Below are 19,299 nucleotides of genomic sequence, written 5' to 3' on the forward strand. Positions count from 1 at the left end.
TCAACGTATTATCCGGAGTATCCAAGATGAGTCTGGGTCGTTCTGCTATATTGATGTATGTTCTCGCCGTCACGGCGCTCCTCGCGGGGTGCATGGACAAGAGCCTGCCGCCGCCCCCCGAAGGTATGGGCGATCTCCGGGATGACTTTGCCCAGGCCATTTCGGCGGGGGACGAGGCGAAAGTAAATGAACTGCTGAATACGGAGCCTCTGTTATTGAACGAGCCACTTCCGGTGGGCTCACAATACCCCCTGCACGTCGCAGCGGCCTCCGGGAATGCCGCCATGGTGAAGTTGCTCCTGGACAAGGGAGCCATCCCCGCCGTGCAGAATGACGAAGGGGAGTATCCCGTTGATAAAGGGCGCGCCGCCGGGCTGGGCGAGGACGTTCTAGCGCTGCTGCAGCCCGCCCAGTAACCGCTTACACTATCTCGCAGTTTGAAGCCCTCCACCGTGCAACGTCTGTTGCCTTTGGGGGGCGTTTTATTGCGTGATTTCAGACTCCCGTTCGGGCTCAAGCGCCGCAACAGCGTCCAGACTCACGCGCGCCACGTAGGTCCAGGGATCTTTCGTGGCCGCCTTCAACGCATCCAGCGCGGGCAGCGCGTCTTTTCCCAGATCGCGGAGCGCAATGGCGGCATGAAGCCGCACGCTCTGGCTGGGGTCGGCGAGCCCGGCGATCAGCACGGGTAAGGCGAGGTCACTCTTTTCCCCATCATGCACCGCCTGGGCCGCCGCAATGCGAACCACCGGGCTGGGATCATCAAGAAGGCGGAGCAGTTCCGATTGGTCCTCGCTCGTCGACCATCCCCGCCGATGCAGACTGACGACGGCCCAATAGCGGTCGGCGGCGACCGAAGATCCAAGGAACCGACGCGCGAAATCCGCAATAGGCTTGCGCGACTGTTCGCAACGCCACGGGTTAAGCAGCGGGCAGGATTGAAAGCCGCTCTGCAACGAGGCGTTCCACTCGTCAACCCGTTGTGTGGGTGGTCCGAACACACCGATGGACTGAGGCGCAAAAGTCACCGCCTCGCTGTCTTCGAAGCCGATCCGGCAGGCGACCGCGAGAAGACCGTCGCCGAGCGCGAAATCCAGCGGCGTGGTGTATAACCGCCAGCCACTGGATTCTCCCTTCAACCGATATAACACGGAAGATCCCGGCGTCCCCGAAGCCAGGGCAAGACCCGTCGGCGTCTCCCACAAAGCCGGCCGGGCGCATCGCGGCGCCCTGCCTCCGGGCCATTTCAACGCGTCCATTTCAGGCTCGGGCAAGTACCCCAAATCCTTCGTTTCATGCGCCCATTCGAGGTGAACCTTTCGCAGCCGTTGGAGCTCTCCCTCAAATGCCGGATCTCCGGCAAGATTGTTGATCTCGTGGGGATCGGCGTCGAGGTCATACAGCTCCTCCTCCGGCTTCGTTCCGGCGAACCACAGCGACTGCACGGCGTCCAGTTTCCCCTCCCCATGCAGTCGGCGAAGATCCTGCGCCATGGGCATCTGGTCCATGTATTCGATGCGCTGCGCGTAGGTCAGCCAGGGCATGTAGTTTCGGAAATAACGGAAGCGCTTGTCGCGAACGGTACGGATGCAGTCATAGGCCTCGTCCATCCGGTCCCGCGCGCCAAAAACATACTCGCGGGGTGGAGCCGTTTCCTTGCCGAGAAAGGCCTGCCCCTGGAAGTGCCCCGGAAGCGCAACCCCCGCGATCGAAAGAATGGTCGGCGCAAAATCAATGAAGCTCACAAGCCGGTCCGTGTTGCCGGGAGCCAGCGAATCCGGCGCATCGGGACATACCCAGGCGCGGTACTTTTCCGGCACGTGAACCAGCAGCGGAACCCGCGTGCCCGAATCATAGAGCCAGCGCTTGCACCGCGTGAGGCCACGGCCGTGATCGCCCCAGAACCAAATGATAGTGTCTTCCGCCAGGCCCGCCGCTTCCAACTCCGCCAGCGCCTCCCCCACTTCCCGATCCATGAGGGTGATCAAGTCGTGATACTGGGCCCAGTCCTTTCGGGTCGCCGGCGTGTCGGCGTGGTAGGGTGGCAGGGTGACGCCCGCCGGATCATGCCGCAGGTCGCCCAGGGCCTCAATCTGGGCAAGCCGCTCGGGATCGCGACTCCGCACCTGTCCTTCATGGGTCGTCACAGAATTAAAGACCGAGAAGAAGGGTGCGCCCTCAGGACGGTTTTTCCAATGCGCTTTCTTGCTGTTCTCGTCCCAGGCGCTCAAGGGGGGCTCGAACTGATAGTCCGTCTTGCTGTTGTTCGTACAGTAATAGCCCGCGGCCCGCAAATACTCTGGAAAGCATTTCACGCCCGCCGGGGGAATACCGGAGCAACGCATGTGCTGGGTCCCGATGGTGGTCGGGTACATCCCCGTGATGAGGCCGGAACGGCTCGGGGCGCACACGCCCGCATGAGAAAAGGCGCGATCATAACGAATCGCGCGCTTCGCGAAAGCGTCCAGATTCGGCGTGGTCGCATAGGTATCGCCATAACAGCCGAGATCCGGGCTCAGGTCTTCCGCGCTCAACCACAGGATATTCGGCGGCTTGAGGGGCGCCTCCTGGGCGTGGAGCTCGCCGCTGCCCGCGAGCAGCGCGGCGGATGCAATTCCAGATTTCAAGAACGTACGACGGCGCATGGGTAAGTTCCCCGCAGGTTGTCGATCAACTTCGGTCCCGTATCGTACCACGATCCGCCACTCTCCTCTTCATCAGGAACAATCATTCCACCAGAGAATGGTCGACACTGTCTTTCACCACTATGGTACTACAACAAACTCAGAGGGAGACCGTGATGTGGGCGCGCGCTCCTCGTTATTCTTGACCTCCCGACCCCACGCTGATAAACTAGAGCCAATCCAGTTATCTGGAGGTGGAAGGCATTGCCTTCGAAGGCTCCCAGGGTTTATCCCCGGGGGGCCTTTTTTATGGTAGCCATTTGATCCCCCACCCCTCAATCTCACCTCTGCTTGAACGGTCATATTTTGATGCCCGCAGGATATCGGTCAATTTTCCTCCGAAATTTGTGGGCCGGGGCTGCCCGTCGTATTGGGCTCTTAAGAAGCTGTAGGACGGGTGCGCCAGCAGATCGGCCAATTTAAGCCCGGCGATATTGTTCGATTTCGGCTTCACTTTGAGTTCGATCGACGTAAGCGGGCCCCGAATTTGCGATGCATCCATGAAGCTCGTCCCCTGTTCCAGCAGCCCCCGAAAGGACTTCTTGAGTCGCATGTCTTCTTTCCCGCCGCGGGATTCCGCCATCACGTCTCCGGTCCCCCCTCGACGTGTAAGCCAGCGGGTGTAGCGCTCTACGAGCATGGCGAGGCAATAGTGATAGGGCTCATATTTCCAGACCGTATACTTCTCGCCGTGGGCCTGCTTGTCAATCACCACGGTGACCACGGTGTACTCCAGTTCATGCAGGAGCTTCAGGAGGTCCCCATTGAAGCTCGCCTCGACGATCGGATCCCGAAGAGCCCCGAAAGGCTCCCGCTTATTGACCAATTCCTTCCGGTGAAGCACCAGAGGTTCATCGGGATGAGATTCAAAGTACCTTGATTTGAGGCCCTCAAGGCGCTGGAACACATCGGTCCGTACATGCTCCAACTCCATGATCACACCCGTAAGGCTTAGGAAGCGATGGTTGGGGTTGCTCGAAGATTTCATGTCCGAGGTGCCAACCTCGTCGATATACATTCGATATTTCATTGCCCCAACTTTCCGTCAGCGTCGATAATTCAGACCCATTAAGCTGCGAGAATCTGCAGAGCTATGTGGTTCCGCCCCATCGGTTGCGACCAACGACTGCTCGAAGTAACCCATCATCACTCAGTGCCGGCATTCAACGCGACTATTGCCCTTCCGGATAGCCTTCAAGGAACAGATTCTTCAAGCCCTGCACGCGGGCCTCCGTCGCCGTGGTCATGGTGTTAACTTTCACCATGCCCGCGATGCTGCCACCTTCATAAAGCGATGCCGCAAACTCCGCCTCCTTGTCGCGGAAGGTAATCCAGAGCTTCTGCACTTCCTTCAGTCGCGCCTGCTCCTCCTCGGTGAGCGTTTCGCGGAGTTGCTTGTAGACCTTATTGAGCTCGGCATCGGCCTTTTCCAGCGCCGCCCCGGCATCCTTTTCCATGTCCGCCGTGGTCTGGGCGAATGCAAAGGCCGCGGCCACGATACCCACTACCAGTGCGCCGGCAACAACTTTCTGTACCACCGTTCCTCCTTGCGACTTGACGTCGCGGTGTTCACCTTTCAGGTTCCAATTCGATTTCGATGCCCCCTGTGTACCGGGCTACGAAGTTGTAGACCAAGCAGATGATAATGCCTCCGATGAACGCAAATACGCCATAAAGCACGGGCATGATAAACATGGCCGCGAGTCCCGACAGAATGCTCTCGCCTTGACCGAGCAGCAGACCGGTGAGCAGGAGAACCAATCCGAGCGGCACACCGATGACGACCGTCACGGCGAAGTAAAGCGCCGCAACTACCTTTGCCGTCCGCACGACTCCAAAACGCTTGACTCTCACCATGATGACGCCCTTTCGCTGAACCTTGACCGACCCGAGTGCCCTGAGCCCCTTACGAGGCCGTCACCCGGTATTCGTTGATCTGCACGCCGTGGTCGCAGGCGATCGAGCGGACGAGATCGAGGCGCGCCGTTTTTGGTGAGTTGCCGAAAAGCGGCGCACCGCCGCCCAGTATGACGGGGTTCACGCGCAGCTTCAACACGTCGATCAGGCCGCTCTCGAGCAGCCAGCCCGCGAAGGGGCCGCCGCCGCAGAGGTAGATGTCCCGCCCGGCGCCTTCTTTGAGTAACGCGACCGCTTCCGGAGTAGGCGGGAGCACCTTTACATCGGGATGGGCTTCGTCAAAGGTGAGGGAATTGGAAAAGATGAAGTGTTTCATGTTCTCACAGGCGGGCTGGCCCGGCCGGAGTCCGTAGCCGTAGCCGAACTCGTAGGTCTGCCGGCACATGATGACCGTGTCGAAGCATTCCATTTCCCGTCGATAGTGCTCGGAGACCGAACCTTTCTTCACGAACATGCTGATGTCGCCGTTTCTTCCCGCGATATACCCATCCAGCGAGCACGCCGCGTAATACACCACTCTTTTCATCGGGCACCTCATTCACTGCCTTGCCCGCACGCAGCCACGCGCGGATACCACCGGAATCTGTGTCCCTATCCTACCCGAATCGCGATTAAAATGACATCTCTGTTCTCTACTAGCAATTACATGCCAATAACGTGCGAACGCTGTGGCGCGACGCGGGCGGGGTTGACCGTTCCGGGCCATGGCGCCGCGAAACGACTTTCAAACCCAATGGGTCTTGTCGTATAGTATTGGAAACTCTTACCAGAAAGGCCCGACACATGATCAGGATTCTTCTTTCATTGGCTGCAATCTTTGTTTCGCTCAGTGCAACGGCCACCGCCGCCGAGCCTGAAAGCACCCCGATTGAGACGTGGAAAGGCAAGACCGTCCTCTTCTTTACGCCCCACCCCGATGACGAGACCTTCCAGTGCGCCGGTATCATCAAGATCCTTGCGGACAACGGAAACAATGTACAGATCGTTATATTCACCAACGACGACAAGGGTTCGCTGGACCTCGAAATGACCAGTGAGCAACTGGCCCGAATCCGTCGCGCGGAAGAGGAAAAGGCCTGCGAAATCCTGGGCGTGCCCAAGAAGAACATCACGTGGCTGGGCTATGAGGACGGCAATCTGGAGTACGCCGATCCCCAGCGCGTTCGCGGTGAAGTCGCGCGTCAGATGAAGTTGCACCGGCCCGACGCGGTCTTCAGCATTGATCCGGGCTCCACCCACGAGCGTTGGATCAAGACCGACCACCGTATGGCCGCCTTCATCACCCAGGACGCCTTTATCGCCTCCGAGTGGCACCTGTACTATCCGCAGCACCTGCTGGACGAAAACCTCAAGCCCTACCACGTGCCCCTCGCGTATTTTTACTACACGGTCGAGCCCAACGTGACCATTGATATTACAAAGGTCTTCGACTTCAAGGTGAAGGCCTCCGCCGCTCATACCAGCCAGTTCGAACCCTCCCTCAGCAAGTACACCCCCGAGATGGGCGAAGACGCCTTCAATGCGGTGAAGGACTGGATGACAAAACTCAGCGAGGAAGACGGTAAGATGGTGGAGAAATTCCGCCGCGTCGAATGGCCGTAATTCAATGGACAATTGACAACGAAACATTCAGAAAAGCCCGACGGACAGGCCCAACACGTTTGGTCCTGTCCGTCGCTGCATTAACGGATCCATCGGCGGGCTGGGCTGCAAGTGTCTCGGTCCAGCGTCAACTATCACCTGTCAATTGTCAACTGCGCTCGCGTCCATCAGGCTCAAGTCCTCGCGCCGGTAGTAGCGAAAGCGCCCTTCTTCTTCGGCCACGATCAGATCGGCGTTGTCCATCCCGCGAAAGGGAGCAATCGCGGGGCCACAGGCGTGCTGCCCGAGAAAGATGGGCTTGCCTTTGAAGGCCATGAGTTTGGGAAATGCAAATTTCGGCGCGGCGTCCGTTCCGGTATTCTTGAGCAGCAATACCGCAGCCCCGGGAAGCCCCAGGGATTGGGGCAGACCCGTCTTCGGGTGAGGTACGGAAGCATGGCGGGGCGTACCCACCAGGAGGTCCTGCGCGCCGTCCCGATCCCAGTCCACGAGGGAGAGCTTCAACCGTCCCGTTCCGCCCGCCTTCAGGTAGTTCGCGAAGATTGGCTCGCCCGTATCCAGCAGGAGCTTCCCGCCGTCGAGCAGGTTGAAGGCGTCCACCTGCCAGTACAGGTGAAACTGGTCTTCCTCGTCCAGGGCTATATAGGCCATGCGCCCATCGAGCCTGCCCGCGGCGGGTTGCACGCGCCAGGTGCCGTGCATGTCCAGCCCTTCGTAGTACAGCGCGCGGGCCGGGGCCAGTTTCGGCGCCGTTGCGGACCCAACATTCAGATAAACATGATGGCGCGCCGTGCTGTCGCTCATCACGATATCGAGCGTCCCGTCGCTGTTCCAATCGATCACGGTGGGACAGGTATAGCCCCAGCGCGCCTCGCCCGGCCCCTGAATATCGAGCTTGTATCCGGGCTGCACGTGGATCATCTCGTCCCCCGCATGAAGGGGCACGCCCGGGAGCAGGGCGGGCACTTCGTTGTCGCCCGTGTTCTCGAAGAACTGCACCAGCCCCTCGGAATTCCCGGCCACCAGGTCGAGGTCACCGTCGCCGTCCCAGTCCACCACATTGGTCACGGGGAGGGTCCCCCCATAGAGCTTCGCGTTGGCCTCCAGCGCGAACGTCGGCTGGGTATACACGGGCTGGCCATGCTCCATCGTGCGGCCGGTCCAGGCATAGTAATAGAGTCCTCCCTCGCCACCCACCAGCAGATCGCACCAGTTTCCGTCCCCATTCGGGTAGGTCATGGGGCGGGGGTAAATGGTCGGATGCCGCAGCGTAATTCCGTCCTCGCCGACGGCCATGGCACGGGGCGCCCAGTCCCCCGTCGCCTTTTCTTGGAATACATGGAGTTCGCCAAAGCATGAACCACTGACAATCGCCGCGTCGGCCCCAAAGTGGACCGCCGCGATCTGGTTCATGCCCATACGAACGTCCCGATCTCGGTGAGAGGCGCGCACCGCGTCGCCGAGCTGCGCGCTGCCGTCGTCCGAGACCGTCAGGGTATACAGGGCGCTGTAGGGCTGGCCGCCATGCCAGATGCCCGCGCCATCGTAGGGAAAATAATCGCCGTCGCGTGAACCCGCCTTCGAAGTCTTGTAAGGTGTTCCATCCCCTACGCCCAGGTAGACCGCCCACGTGCCGTCGGGCTTCTCGGCGGCTCCCACCGCGTCGGGGCTTCGGGGCAGACCGCTCAGGGCCAGGGGCCTGGGCTCCACGAAGGACTTCGCATCCCGGTCGTAGCGCGTCCAGACCAGCATCCCGTCGGAGAGCCAAAGCCCGAAGATTTCGCCACTCCGGCGCTGCACGACGCAGCCTGGAGGCGGCCAGGGATCCGCAAAAGGGTGGGTGATGCGGTGGACTTTTTCGAAGATGGGAACACCGTCACGCTCGCCGCTCCACCGATAACGCCAGATCCCCGATTCGGTTCCGTATTTCGTGGTGGCGACGACAATCTCGGGATTGGGGGCTTCGGTCAACCGGATCGCACCCAGGGGCACGGACATGACCGCATGGGGCGCCAGAGGGCCGATGCCATCGGCCGTACCCACGGGGATCTGCTCCCCGCTCCGCCAGGCCCCGCCATGAACCGAGAGGGCCAGACCGCCCGCCAGCAGGAAAATGAATCGAATCACCAATCACACTCCCGGAATCGAGGGCGATGCCGCCCGTTCTCACATCTTATGCAGCGGCTCCGCCACGATCCTTTCCACATACCGGACCACCAGCCCGAGCAAGGCGAGGATAAACCCTGCCGCCAGACAGATCACCCCACCGAAGTAAAGGCCGGTCATCCACTCCGGTTCGCCGAAAAGCCAGGCTGCAAGCAGGCTCAGCAAGCCGAGGGCGGCCAGCGTAACGCCGAGTATCCGATAATCGACACGGACAGATCCGCCGGTTGTCGAAGCGCTCTCGTCCAGCAGCGCCTGTAATTCTTCCAGTGTCTCCCCGTGCGACGGATCGTGTTGAAGTTTTTCGAGCAGCGCCAATTTCAGACGGTGCTTGAGCCACACGCGAAGCAGATTCGCGGCGATGACATACCCGAGTGCTATAATACCCACGAGCAAGGGGGCAAGTATGAAGAAGGTTTCCAAAGAATTCGCTCCCGTTTATTCCTGTCGTTGGCCCCCACTACTTGGACAGCGGCCCCGGCCACAAGGGTTTCGACAATCCGCCCGACGGGCGCGGGCCATTGTAACGCCGGGAAACCCTTCGGCGCACGCGCCGGTCCAAACATTCACACGAGTCCGGCCAATATGAATACGTTTCAACGCAGTATCGTCACCGCCCTCGGCATCGCCGTGGGCGTCCACGCCTTCACCATGGGGCTGCTGTGTGATGTGCTGCCCCGCGAGGCCAGCCCGCCCCTGGCCCAGGCCAGCCGCTCCCTCCACTTTGAGGGGGGCAATTTCCTGCGTCTGGCCCACAGCGACGGCTCGGTGGAAGTCTTTACCCACAACGCGCCCCAGTTTCTCGTTCAGGCGGAAATTCGCGCCTACGGTCGGGACCGACTCCGGGACGAGGCGGTGGCGTACATGGATACGATGGTCACGGGCGTGAAAGATGGGGGTGGCATCCGGATCCAGACGGAGTCCGGCCAGCGCCCGGAGCCGCTCGATCTACGCACGGACTACGTACTTACGGTTCCACGCGGAACCAACCTCTCCGTCGAGGGCGTGAACGGCAACGTACTCGTCCGCGAGGGTTGTGGCGCCATTTACATCACCGGAAACAACACCGATATCAGGATTGTCAGCCCCGGTGCCGCGGTCCGGGCGGAGACCAACAATGGTCGAATCAAAGTGGAGAACGCTCCCGGCGAGACCGAGCTTAAGACCATTAATGGCAACATTTACGCCCGCATGCGCGGTGGGCGCCTGCGGGCGGAGACCACCAATGGCACGGTGAAGGTGGATCTTTCCGACGGAGAAACGACCTCGTGCGACTTGACGTCCCTGAATGGAGGCATTACACTTTGCGCGGTGGAATCCTGCGAATTGGCACTGGAAGCCACCACGGACAGCGGCACAGTGAACGCAACGCTGCCGCTGGAGTACGCGGAGGGCTACCCCCGGCGCCGGAAGATCATCGGCACCCAGGGCATTGGCCGGACCCGCGCCACCCTCTATTCCCGAAATGGCGACATCAACATCGCGAGGAGCGAACCATGATACCAGCAGCCCGACTGGCGATTCCGGCGCAGTACGCAGGCACCGCAGATACGGACGGCGTGGAGACCAGCGATCTGGAACTCGTGGAGCTGACCAAGCAGGGGCATACCGAGGCCTTCTCGGAGCTGGTGCGGCGCCATCAACAGATGACCTATAACCTGGCCTATCGCTTCATGCGCGATCCCGCCCTTGCGGAGGATATGGCCCAGGAAGCCTTTATCAAAGCCTTCCGCTTGCTGGCCGGTTTCCGGGGCGACAGCAGTTTCAGCACGTGGCTGTACCGCGTCACCTGCAGCGTGTGCCTCACCGAGCTGGGCCGACGCAAGCGTCGGGGTGAAGTGGAACTGAAGCCGGTGCACTACAACACGGCCGCGCTCCACCCCTCCGACGGTCGGGACCTCCCGGAACACATCCGCCGATGCGTTACCAAGTTGTCTGATCGCTATGCGGAGATTGTGACACTTTATTACCTGAAGGGTATTTCTTACGACGAGATCGCGGAGGCCCTGGACATACCCATGGGCACCCTGAAGACGTGGATGTTCCGTGCCCGCAAGCAACTGCGCCGGATCGTGGAGAAGGAGCTCTTCAACAATGGTTGAACGGCTGCCGAGCGATGCGGAGCTGGACGCGCTGATCGAGGCCGCCCTCGCGGAGGATGTCGTCCTCCCCGTGCCGCGGGATCTGCACGCCAGGGTTTGCGAACGGATCCAGTTGGCCGCGCTGCAGCAGCGGGAACTGGCCCGATTCCGGAATGCCCTCTTGTCCGGCTTCGCGGCTTCCGTCAGTATCATTGCGACGCTGGCGGCGCTCGTGCTGTTTACAAAGTTTGATGTGCTCCTGAAACATGGCATTTCCGGCGGACAGGGCCTGTTGGACTCCTACGCGGCCACCTTTGCCCTGTCCTGGCCCTATTACCTGGAGGCCTTCGCGCTGGCGCTGGTGCTGGGCCTGGGCGGCGCCACGGTCTGGGCCGGCCTGATGCCGCTTCGGTGGATTGACGCCGTCCATGGGCGGGAGTCGCGCAAGCCCGTGGCGCCAGGTCCCTTTCAGACCCCCTGAGCATGGGGTTCGCGACGTTGCCAGGGTCCCGTTTGAGCGCCGGGCTCCCGGTACGAGGTCTGGCGCTTCCGCCCCATGGGTGGGCGTATTTTCAGCAAGAAAGGCAGTCCGTTCATGAAGCATCGCCGGGGCAAAGGCAGTTTTTCCACCCTCCAATCCGTATTGATGATCCTCTTTCTGCTCGGGGTCGTGGTGGTGATGGCTATTTTTCTCACCCCTCAAAAGGAAGACGCGCCCCCGGTCTCCACCCTGAGCTATGAGCCCCGCCCGGAAGGCCGTCAGCACGATGACCTCCGTCTGCGCCGCTTTGAACGTGACCGGGAAGAAATTGCGAAACAGGGCGGGGCCGTGGAAGCCGTCGCGGCGTCCAACTCGGAAACACCCGTCGAGAGCGTCGAGGAGGCCCTGTATTCGATTTCGGGCACCGTGACCGATGGAAAGACCGGCGAGCCGGTCCGCGATGTGGGTGTCATCGCGAGCCGGGTTCCCACCGAGGCGGAGGAAAGCGCCTACCGGGAGAAAGACCGGATCGCCATTGAGGAAAAGCGCAGCGAAGACATCGACGCAGTCATCGATGAGAAACAGCGGCTCTGGGCGGACGCTTCGGCCCGTACGGACGCGGCGGGGCGGTACCAGCTTCCCATTGAGCACGAGGGCGAGTACAAGATCACGGTCGTGCCGAGAAGCCACCTCCGGACGACGGTGGACAAGGAATTCGTGGGCGAGAGCCGTCCAGAATGGAAGATTGACGTGAAGCTGGAGAGTGGCGCCACCATTTCGGGCCGGATCACGGACAGCTTCGACAACAAGGGAATTCCCGGCATCACGGTGTACTCGACCGAGGAAACCGACAAGTACCGGAACGAAGCCACCACCGATGAAGAGGGCAACTACACCGTCGGCGGCTTGTCCCCCGGCGACTACAGCGTGGTCGCCGAGATCGAAAACACCGTCTACCGTGTCACCAAAGTGCTCCCCTTCAAGCGCACCTCCATCGCTTCGGCGGACCAGGCCGTTCGCGGCATCGACTTCAAGCTCGACAAAGGCGGGGTGGTCTGGGGCTACGTCACCACGCCCGATGAAAAACCGGTGGCGGCCGATGTGGTGCTCTGCACTTCGGACAGTGTCCTGTCCCAGGCCCTGACCGCCATGGTGAAACGGGCGCCGCCGCTCAACGACAATTCCAGCAAGGAAGACGGCTATTACGAATTGACGGGGGTGCCGCTGAACGAGGAGTGGCGCGTTTACGCCACTGCGGAAGACACGGCGCCCCAACTGGCGGACGCCTTTGTCCTCACTCCGCGCGAAAAGGAAGTCCGGGTGGACATCACGATGTTCACGGGCTCCAACGTCTACGGGCAGGTCGTGGACGGCAGGGGCAAGCCCGTGCCCGACGCGCAGATCGCGTGTTTTCCGAGCTACACGCAGCTCATGAGCCCCATGGACAAGCCCCAGGTGGCCCGGGACGGCCGCAGCGACGAGGAAGGTTATTTCGAGCTGAAAGAGCTTCCGGCGGGCAACTATCAGGTCATGGCGCACAAGGAAGGCTACAAGCACACCCTGAACGGCACCCCGCTCTACTCAAACGGCTACCACGAAGTAAAGAATGTCCGCGTGGTGATTGATTCCATCGAAGCCGGCAACTATAGAGTTTTCGGAACGGTCACCGATTCCACGGGCAACGGCCTCTCGGGAGCCAAAGTCGCCCTCTCGGGTCTGGGCACCGAAAGCCTCAGCGGCGTGGAACGAGAAACCGAAAGCGGACCCGGCGGCGACTTCAATTTTGACGGGGTGGAAATCGGCACCTATGTGCTCAAAGTCGATATGGAGGGCTTCGCGCGCAAGACCGTGAGCAAGGTGCTCCTCGACAAGCAGAACGATGTCGTCCTGGAGGCCGCGTCCTACGTGCGCGGGCGCGTGCTCGTGAAGTCCACCAATGCCGCCCCGGAGAACGGCTATACCGTGAGCGCGAGTCTGGTCCAGAGCGACACCCTCGAGGCCGACGACAGCAACGGGTTCCTCTCTTTCCTGGAAAATGCGGAATCGGGCGACAAGAGCGAGAGTTTCAACGACACGACGGGCGCGTATGAGCTGACCCTTTCCTCGGGAACGTGGCTGCTGGAGGGCAGCGCCTCCCCCCTGGCCCCTGCGCGGAAGCAGATCACCCTGCAACCGGGCGAAGTTCTGGAGAATATCGACCTGATCCTCGATGCCGACGGCGGCACGATCGAAGGCAATGTACTGATCACCGACGGACAGAGCCCCCAGGGCGCCACGGTCTCGCTCATTGAGGCGTCCACCGCCTCACAGGCGCTCACGTCGTTCGCCCAGGACGGCGGCGGCACGAACAGCATGCAGGTCGGCGAAGACGGCGCTTTCACTTTTGAGCGTCTCGGCGAAGGCACCTATTACGCCGTGGCCCGCCACCCCTCCTATCCCCAGGCCATGAGCCCGTCCATCGTGCTGGAGGCCCAGGGCACCCAGAGCGGCGTGGAAATTATCATGGGACCCGGCGGCTCACTGGAAGGCTTTGTATTCGAGCAGGGCAAACCGGTGGAAGGACGCATTGTTACGGTGGTGGCCGATGGCCAGCCCTACACGGGCACCTCCACGGCGAACGGGGCTTACGAAGTCCGGAATATTCCGGCGGGCACCTGGCAGGCCTTTGTGAACAATCCCGCCGCGGGGCTCAGCCTGGATGCGCTGAACGGTCAAGGTTACCCGGTGACGATCTTCAGCGGTTCGGCCACCTTCCACAACTTCGGTGAATTCAATGGCATCACCGTGAACGTCACGGTGGCGAGCGGATCCACCGGCGCCACACTGCCCGCGAACTTTGATAACTTCGGCGGCCGCGTGGTCCTCAATCCGGCCACCGTCATCCCGGCCGTAGGCACGGGCCTCGACGCGGGTATGATTCCCGGCGATCACTACACCGTCATCGGCGGGACGATTTCCATCCCCGATGTCACCATTGGATCGTGGCGTGTGGACTACTACAGTCTGGCCCAGGACGGCACCTACCGGTGGCGAGGCACCCAGGACGTGGAGGTGACGGGTGAAGAACCGGAGATTGATGTGATGATATTTATTGAGTGATAGTCAATTGACGAAACATTTCTCGAAAAATTCGGTAATGGCGTCTCACACCGCAGTGGAATGGGTCTTATAGGTCGTATAGGTCCTATGGGTCAATATGAACCCAGGCGATAAGACCCATAAGACCCATAAGACCCATAAGACCCATAAGACCCATAAGACCCATAAGACCCATAAGACCCATAAGACCCTTTGACCATCCCAACCGCGGGGGAAACCATGGCACTGATAGAAATCGAAAACCTGGAAGTTCGCTACGGTGATTTCCAGGCCCTCAATGGCGTGACCTGCGCCATCGAAGAGGGCGTGGCCGTGGGCCTTCTGGGCCCCAATGGCGCGGGTAAGAGCACGCTGATGAAGACCCTCCTGGGCTTCAATCGCGCCTCGGCCGGCTCGGTCAAGATCCTGGGCCACGAAATGCCCCAGAGCGCGCTGCGGGTGCGACAGGAGCTGGGCTACATGCCCGAGCGCGAGGTGGTCAGCCCCAAAGTCAGCGCGGTCTCCTTCCTGACCTACGTGGGCCGGCTCTTTGGCATGATCCGCGTGGACGCCATGGAGCGGACCCATGAAGTGTTGAATTATGTGGGCCTGGGGGAAAACCGCTATCGCAAGATGGAGACCTACTCGACCGGAATGCTCCAGCGTGTAAAACTGGCCCAGGCCCTCATCCACGATCCGCGACTCCTCCTGCTGGACGAACCCACCAACGGCCTCGATCCCGAGGGACGGCAGGAGATGCTGGATCTGATTGCGGATATCGGCCGGAACCGCAAGGTCACCGTAGTGCTCTCCTCCCATCTCATGCCCGACGTGCAGCATGTGTGCGAGCGGGTCATCATGGTGCAACATGGCCGCATCGTGGAAGACGGGACCATCAAAGAATTGACCGCGCCCCGGGAGAACCAGTACGAGGTGCAGGTAAACGGCGGCATGGAGAGCTTTCTGGAAGCTCTGGGAAAGCGGGGCGGCCAGTGCATCCGCCATAAGGACGACCTGATGCTCCTCCAGGTGCCCGAGGGCCACGGTAACGAAGTGCTCTTCCTGGCGGCGCAGGAGGCGAGCACGCAGATCCGCCGCATCGAGCCCGCCAAGAGCAGCCTGGCGGAAGTTTTCATGAAAGCCATGAGCGCGCCCGCGCCGACCGACAAGGACGCCGCCTAGATGCCCGTGTATACCCGCACTTACCGTCACTACGACGGCGAATTCAGGCGCCACGCCCGGTGGGCCCTCATCGTGGAGCAGGAACTGCGTATCCTGGCCAAGACCAAGATCTTCATGTTTCTGTGCCTCTGCGCATTCCTCCACTTTCTCATACGCCTCCTCCAGGTTGTGTCCTACGACATCATCATGCAGGACCCGAACCATCCCGCGGCCGCCATGTTGCAGCAGGCCCAGTTCATCGTGGTGAAGGAGGAGAGTTTCTTCGATTTCCTCCGTTTCCAGGCCCCGCTGGTCCTGCTGACCTGCCTTTACGCGGGTTCCGGCATGATCTGTAACGATTTCCGCAACAATCTCATGGAAGTCTATTTCTCAAAACCCATCACCTGGCGGGACTACGCCCTGGGTAAGGTGCTCAGCCTCATCCTGATCGGCCTGGCCTTCACCGCGCTGCCGGGCGTGTCGCTGGTCGTCCTGCACAACATGCTGGCCCCAAGTTGGGAGACGTTCACCGAAACCTTTTGGTGGCCCCTCGAAGTCACCGGATTTTCCCTGGTGCTCGTCGTGCCTTGCGCCCTCGGTGTGCTGGCCTGCTCCGCCCTGCTTCAAAGCCAGAACTACGCGGCCATTGCGGTCTTTATGGTCATCGTCGCCAATGGTGTTCTCGGTGGCTTGCTCGCCGCCTTCCTGCGGGATGAGAACTACCTCGTCCTCTCTTTTCCCCTGGCGCTCAACCGGGTTGGACAGGCCATTTTTAACCAGCAGCATCTGATTTTTGCCCTTCACTGGGGCTGGTCCATGCTCTATATCATTCTGGTATCCCTCGCGTGCGCGGGGATTATCTTCCGGCGCGTGCGCCGCGCGGAGTGCGCCCTGTGAGTACCATCATCCACGCGCAAGGCGTCTCCAAATGGTTCGGCGAGGTGATGGCCCTCAACGATCTCAACCTCGAAATCACCACGGGCGTCACCGGCCTCCTCGGGGCCAACGGCGCGGGCAAGAGCACCTTTATCAAACTCGCCCTCGGACTGTATCGCCCCTCCCGCGGCAGCGTGACCGTCTTTGGCCAGCCTCCGAAAAATAATCTCGCGGTCCTGCGGCGCATCGGCTATTGCCCGGAGACCGACACCTTCTACGACAACATGACGGGCTACGAATACGTCTACTGGCTCAGCCGCTACTGGGGCATGAGCGCGAAGAACGCCCAGAAAGCCGCCGAACAGGCCTGCGAACGGGTACGCATGACCGATCGAATGGACGATCCCATCGAGGAATACAGCAAGGGCATGCGCCAGCGCATCAAGATTGCCCAGGCGCTGGCGACCGATCCCGACCTCCTCTTTCTGGACGAGCCCATGGCGGGCCTCGACCCCCAGGGGCGCGAGGAGATGTTCGCCCTCATCCGGGAACTGGGTGACAACGGCTACTCCGTGGTCGTCTCCAGCCATATCCTCTATGAAGTCGAGCGCGTGACCGACAATGTGGTCCTTCTCTTTCAGGGCAGCCTCATGGCCCATGGAAAGGTGCGGGAGATTCGCTCCCTCATCGACAAGCATCCCCACACTATTCACGTGGACTGCACCGCGCCGCGCCTCCTGGCCGCGCGCTTTGTCGATGACCCGGCCGTGCTTCACCTCGATTTCGAGGGCGAACGCCTGGTCATCAAGACCAAAGATCCCAACGGGTGCTATGAACGCCTGAACAATGCCGCCCTCTCGCCCGAAATCGGGGTTGTCCGCATTCAATGCGCCGACGACAGCCTCCAGGCCGTTTTCGAATATCTGGTGAAATGATGGAACAAGCCGCCCACGCCACAATTAAGACCAGCATCCTCCCCAGGCCTATCGGGGCATCAGGGGCGCTGGCCCACTACAGCTTCTGCTTCCGCGCTTCCTTCGGCCACAGCCTCATGCTGATGCTCCGCCGACAGCGCCTGATCCTGGCCGTTGTCATCTCCATGCTGCCCGTGGTGATCCCGCTGGCCATGGCGCTGCTCTCCACCGCCCAGTTCGCGGAATCGGGTTTCGATGTATTTACCAAGATGGCGAAGGAAGCCCACATCAACGTCCTGGCACCTTTGCTAGCCCTCTTTTTCGCCACCATGATCGTTGGCGAAGACGTGGAAAGCCGCACCATCCCCCTCATGCTGACCCGGCCCATGCCCCGCTCCGCCTGGGTGCTCGGCCGTTTCACCGCTTACATGGGCGTCACCTCCCTTATTCTGGGCGCCTCCATGTTCCTGACCTTCGCCGCGTCCACGGCCCTGGCCGAGTTGTCCTTCAATCGTGATGGAATTTGGCGGCTCGCAACCCATGAATTCGCCATGGTCATGGCCCTCATGGCCAACGGAGCCCTCGCTCTGCTCCTGGGCGCCCTGACCCGCCGTCCCATCATCATCGGCGTGCTCGTGCTGTACGGCTGGCAGCGCCTGGCCATGGTCGTGCCCGGCATCATCGATTTCATGACCATTATGAAATATACCAATGCCCTGCTGCCCACCACCATGGTGGCCAAGACCGCCAAAGCCCAGGAAGTGCTGACGGAAATCACCAAGAAGGAGTTCCTCGTCGCCGCGCCCAAAGCCGCGCTCGTGCTGCTCTGCATCACCGCCACTCTGCTGGGCATCGCCATTATCGTGACGCGCATCCGAGAATACGCCACCGACCGCGCGGCGGGGTCGTGAGGGAATTGGACGAATAGGACCGATACGACGGATTTTACCTATTTTATCGGTCCTATTCGTCGTATCCGTCCTGAAGCCTACAAAGTTACCGTCCCCGTGCGCTATAATCTCGCGCAGTTCTCCCTCCGACCCTTCCGCGAGACCCCGCATGGATAAGTACCATTTCCGCATCTGCCTGGCCGCCTTTCTGCTCGACGGCGCACTCATGGTCGTTCTGACGGCCATGCCGTTCTACATCTACAAGCACCTGAATGGTGACGTGGCGACACCCGGTTACATCGGGGGCCTCCAGTCCATGCTCTACGCGATAACTTGCATGGCCCTCAGCGTCTGGATGAACCGAAACAAGCACAGCATGCGGATCGCGGCCATCGGCTCCTGCTATTTCTGCGTCGGTTCCGCCGCCGCAGTCCTCCTGCCGGGCATCTGGGGATTCGGCGCGGCCAGTGTCCTTTCCATCATCGGCATGTCCATCGTATGGCCCAGCCTCCACGGCTGGCTGGGCGCCGATCCCGATCCCGACGCCCGCGCCCGTAGCATGAGTCGATTCAATGTCTCCTGGAGCGGCGGACTCGCTATCGGACCGCTGGTCGGTGGCTTCCTCTACGACACCGCTCCGCTGGCCCCCTTTGCGGCCTCAGCAATGCTGGGCGTGGCCTGCTTCCTCCTGCTGTGGAGCGTGCCTCAGGAAGAAGACTACTACACGACCCTGGCCGACGAGCACGAACCGGAGTGGGGCGATCATGCCCTGCGCAGCGAACAGATACTGAAAAGCGCGTGGATTGCCAATGGCATGTCCTGGGCGCTGGTCGCCGTGACCCGGCTCATCTTCACCAAACGGGTGGACACCCTGGTGGACGAAGGGACGCTGCGCCTCTTCGCCGAGGCGGTTCCCCCGGACTTCCTGACCCGGAATCCGGCGAGCATCTACGCCACCATCGCTTTTCTACTTGCCGCCATGAGCGCGGCCGTATTCGCCCTTATGGGCCACACACGGCACTGGCAGCACCGCTTCCGCTATCTGGCGGGGCTGCAGGTGGCCTCCGCCGCCGCATTCTGGGTGCTGGGCTATACCTACAGTCTCGCCGCCATGAGCCTCGCCTTTATGGTCATCGGGGCCTTCAGCGGCGCCGCCTTCTTCTCCAGCAGCTACTACAGTATGGCCAACTTCGCCCTCCGCCGACAGCGCTCCTCCATCAACGAATTCTTTGTCGGCTTTGGCAGCTTTGTCGGCCCTCTCGCCTTCGGCTACCTCGCCGAGCGCCACGGCCTCAGCGCGCCCTTCATCTATATGCCCGTGGTCATCGCTCTGGGTCTGGCGCTCCAGTATTACCTTATTGTGCAAGGCCGGAAGCAGTTGACAGTTGACAGTTGACAGTTGACAGTTGACAGTTGACAGTTGACAGTTGACAGTTGACAGTTGACAGTTGA

General features: G+C 61.0%; 18 protein-coding genes. 11 read left to right on the plus strand and 7 right to left on the minus strand.

Translation table 11 applies throughout. The features are described from left to right. Positions 1-26 precede the first annotated feature (26 nt). A complete protein-coding gene (locus JNK74_06445; protein ID MBL7645815.1) occupies positions 27-416 on the plus strand; it encodes an ankyrin repeat domain-containing protein in 390 nt (129 codons plus the stop codon). 66 nt (positions 417-482) lie between these two features. Here JNK74_06445 and JNK74_06450 read toward each other — a convergent pair whose 3' ends face one another. The 5 genes from JNK74_06450 to JNK74_06470 form a co-directional block, all read right to left on the minus strand. Further along, a complete protein-coding gene (locus tag JNK74_06450) occupies positions 483-2,645 on the minus strand; it encodes a sulfatase-like hydrolase/transferase (protein MBL7645816.1) in 2,163 nt (720 codons plus the stop codon). A 286-nt stretch (positions 2,646-2,931) separates the two neighbouring features. Continuing rightward, positions 2,932-3,714, minus strand: coding sequence for a DUF3800 domain-containing protein (locus tag JNK74_06455; protein ID MBL7645817.1), 783 nt, complete (start codon positions 3,712-3,714; stop codon positions 2,932-2,934). A gap of 142 nt (positions 3,715-3,856) precedes the next feature. Further along, entirely contained in the window at positions 3,857-4,222 is a 366-nt protein-coding gene (locus tag JNK74_06460) for a DUF1311 domain-containing protein (GenBank protein MBL7645818.1), read from the minus strand. A gap of 31 nt (positions 4,223-4,253) precedes the next feature. Further along, the gene (locus tag JNK74_06465; protein MBL7645819.1) at positions 4,254-4,541 is read right to left on the minus strand and encodes a hypothetical protein; all 288 of its coding nucleotides are present in this window, start codon (positions 4,539-4,541) and stop codon (positions 4,254-4,256) included. A 49-nt stretch (positions 4,542-4,590) separates the two neighbouring features. Continuing rightward, the gene (locus tag JNK74_06470) at positions 4,591-5,127 is read right to left on the minus strand and encodes a dihydrofolate reductase (protein ID MBL7645820.1); all 537 of its coding nucleotides are present in this window, start codon (positions 5,125-5,127) and stop codon (positions 4,591-4,593) included. A 278-nt stretch (positions 5,128-5,405) separates the two neighbouring features. Between JNK74_06470 and JNK74_06475 the strand changes: the two genes are divergently transcribed. Beyond that, positions 5,406-6,203, plus strand: a complete 798-nt coding sequence (locus JNK74_06475; GenBank protein MBL7645821.1) for a PIG-L family deacetylase — start codon at positions 5,406-5,408, stop codon at positions 6,201-6,203. Positions 6,204-6,344: 141 nt separating this feature from the next. On the opposite strand, the gene JNK74_06480 is transcribed toward JNK74_06475, so the two are convergent. Further along, positions 6,345-8,330, minus strand: coding sequence for a VCBS repeat-containing protein (locus JNK74_06480; GenBank protein ID MBL7645822.1), 1,986 nt, complete (start codon positions 8,328-8,330; stop codon positions 6,345-6,347). Between the two features lie 39 nt (positions 8,331-8,369). After that, positions 8,370-8,789, minus strand: a complete 420-nt coding sequence (locus JNK74_06485; protein MBL7645823.1) for a hypothetical protein — start codon at positions 8,787-8,789, stop codon at positions 8,370-8,372. Between the two features lie 162 nt (positions 8,790-8,951). Here JNK74_06485 and JNK74_06490 point away from each other — a divergent pair, with 162 nt between their 5' ends. The 9 genes from JNK74_06490 (at position 8,952) to JNK74_06530 (ending at position 19,243) form a co-directional block, all read left to right on the plus strand. Then, the gene (locus JNK74_06490; protein MBL7645824.1) at positions 8,952-9,866 is read left to right on the plus strand and encodes a DUF4097 family beta strand repeat protein; all 915 of its coding nucleotides are present in this window, start codon (positions 8,952-8,954) and stop codon (positions 9,864-9,866) included. Next, the gene (locus tag JNK74_06495) at positions 9,863-10,468 is read left to right on the plus strand and encodes an RNA polymerase sigma factor (GenBank protein MBL7645825.1); all 606 of its coding nucleotides are present in this window, start codon (positions 9,863-9,865) and stop codon (positions 10,466-10,468) included. Before JNK74_06490 ends, JNK74_06495 begins: the two co-directional genes overlap by 4 nt. Then, positions 10,461-10,928, plus strand: a complete 468-nt coding sequence (locus JNK74_06500) for a hypothetical protein (GenBank protein ID MBL7645826.1) — start codon at positions 10,461-10,463, stop codon at positions 10,926-10,928. The genes JNK74_06495 and JNK74_06500 overlap by 8 nt, the downstream gene beginning before the upstream one ends. A gap of 114 nt (positions 10,929-11,042) precedes the next feature. Beyond that, a complete protein-coding gene (locus JNK74_06505; GenBank protein ID MBL7645827.1) occupies positions 11,043-14,027 on the plus strand; it encodes a carboxypeptidase regulatory-like domain-containing protein in 2,985 nt (994 codons plus the stop codon). Positions 14,028-14,246: 219 nt separating this feature from the next. Further along, the gene (locus tag JNK74_06510; protein MBL7645828.1) at positions 14,247-15,188 is read left to right on the plus strand and encodes an ABC transporter ATP-binding protein; all 942 of its coding nucleotides are present in this window, start codon (positions 14,247-14,249) and stop codon (positions 15,186-15,188) included. Continuing rightward, on the plus strand, positions 15,189-16,064 hold the full coding sequence (locus tag JNK74_06515) for an ABC transporter permease subunit (GenBank protein MBL7645829.1): 876 nt from the start codon (positions 15,189-15,191) through the stop codon (positions 16,062-16,064). Beyond that, on the plus strand, positions 16,061-16,978 hold the full coding sequence (locus tag JNK74_06520; GenBank protein MBL7645830.1) for an ABC transporter ATP-binding protein: 918 nt from the start codon (positions 16,061-16,063) through the stop codon (positions 16,976-16,978). Before JNK74_06515 ends, JNK74_06520 begins: the two co-directional genes overlap by 4 nt. After that, a complete protein-coding gene (locus JNK74_06525; GenBank protein MBL7645831.1) occupies positions 16,975-17,868 on the plus strand; it encodes an ABC transporter permease in 894 nt (297 codons plus the stop codon). The genes JNK74_06520 and JNK74_06525 overlap by 4 nt, the downstream gene beginning before the upstream one ends. A gap of 148 nt (positions 17,869-18,016) precedes the next feature. Next, a complete protein-coding gene (locus JNK74_06530; protein ID MBL7645832.1) occupies positions 18,017-19,243 on the plus strand; it encodes an MFS transporter in 1,227 nt (408 codons plus the stop codon). Positions 19,244-19,299 lie beyond the last annotated feature (56 nt).

Source organism: Candidatus Hydrogenedentota bacterium, assembly GCA_016791475.1.
In the GTDB taxonomy this organism is placed as follows: Bacteria; Hydrogenedentota; Hydrogenedentia; order Hydrogenedentales; family JAEUWI01; genus JAEUWI01.

What these genes read in the sequence shown, in the direction of transcription:
- JNK74_06445 (MBL7645815.1), top strand. Translation starts at nt 27, where the DNA reads ATGAGTCTGGGTCGTTCTGCTATATTGATGTATGTTCTCGCCGTCACG.
- JNK74_06450 (MBL7645816.1), bottom strand. Translation starts at nt 2,645, where the DNA reads ATGCGCCGTCGTACGTTCTTGAAATCTGGAATTGCATCCGCCGCGCTG.
- JNK74_06455 (MBL7645817.1), bottom strand. Translation starts at nt 3,714, where the DNA reads ATGAAATATCGAATGTATATCGACGAGGTTGGCACCTCGGACATGAAA.
- JNK74_06465 (MBL7645819.1), bottom strand. Translation starts at nt 4,541, where the DNA reads ATGGTGAGAGTCAAGCGTTTTGGAGTCGTGCGGACGGCAAAGGTAGTT.
- JNK74_06470 (MBL7645820.1), bottom strand. Translation starts at nt 5,127, where the DNA reads ATGAAAAGAGTGGTGTATTACGCGGCGTGCTCGCTGGATGGGTATATC.
- JNK74_06490 (MBL7645824.1), top strand. Translation starts at nt 8,952, where the DNA reads ATGAATACGTTTCAACGCAGTATCGTCACCGCCCTCGGCATCGCCGTG.
- JNK74_06495 (MBL7645825.1), top strand. Translation starts at nt 9,863, where the DNA reads ATGATACCAGCAGCCCGACTGGCGATTCCGGCGCAGTACGCAGGCACC.
- JNK74_06500 (MBL7645826.1), top strand. Translation starts at nt 10,461, where the DNA reads ATGGTTGAACGGCTGCCGAGCGATGCGGAGCTGGACGCGCTGATCGAG.
- JNK74_06505 (MBL7645827.1), top strand. Translation starts at nt 11,043, where the DNA reads ATGAAGCATCGCCGGGGCAAAGGCAGTTTTTCCACCCTCCAATCCGTA.
- JNK74_06510 (MBL7645828.1), top strand. Translation starts at nt 14,247, where the DNA reads ATGGCACTGATAGAAATCGAAAACCTGGAAGTTCGCTACGGTGATTTC.
- JNK74_06515 (MBL7645829.1), top strand. Translation starts at nt 15,189, where the DNA reads ATGCCCGTGTATACCCGCACTTACCGTCACTACGACGGCGAATTCAGG.
- JNK74_06525 (MBL7645831.1), top strand. Translation starts at nt 16,975, where the DNA reads ATGATGGAACAAGCCGCCCACGCCACAATTAAGACCAGCATCCTCCCC.
- JNK74_06530 (MBL7645832.1), top strand. Translation starts at nt 18,017, where the DNA reads ATGGATAAGTACCATTTCCGCATCTGCCTGGCCGCCTTTCTGCTCGAC.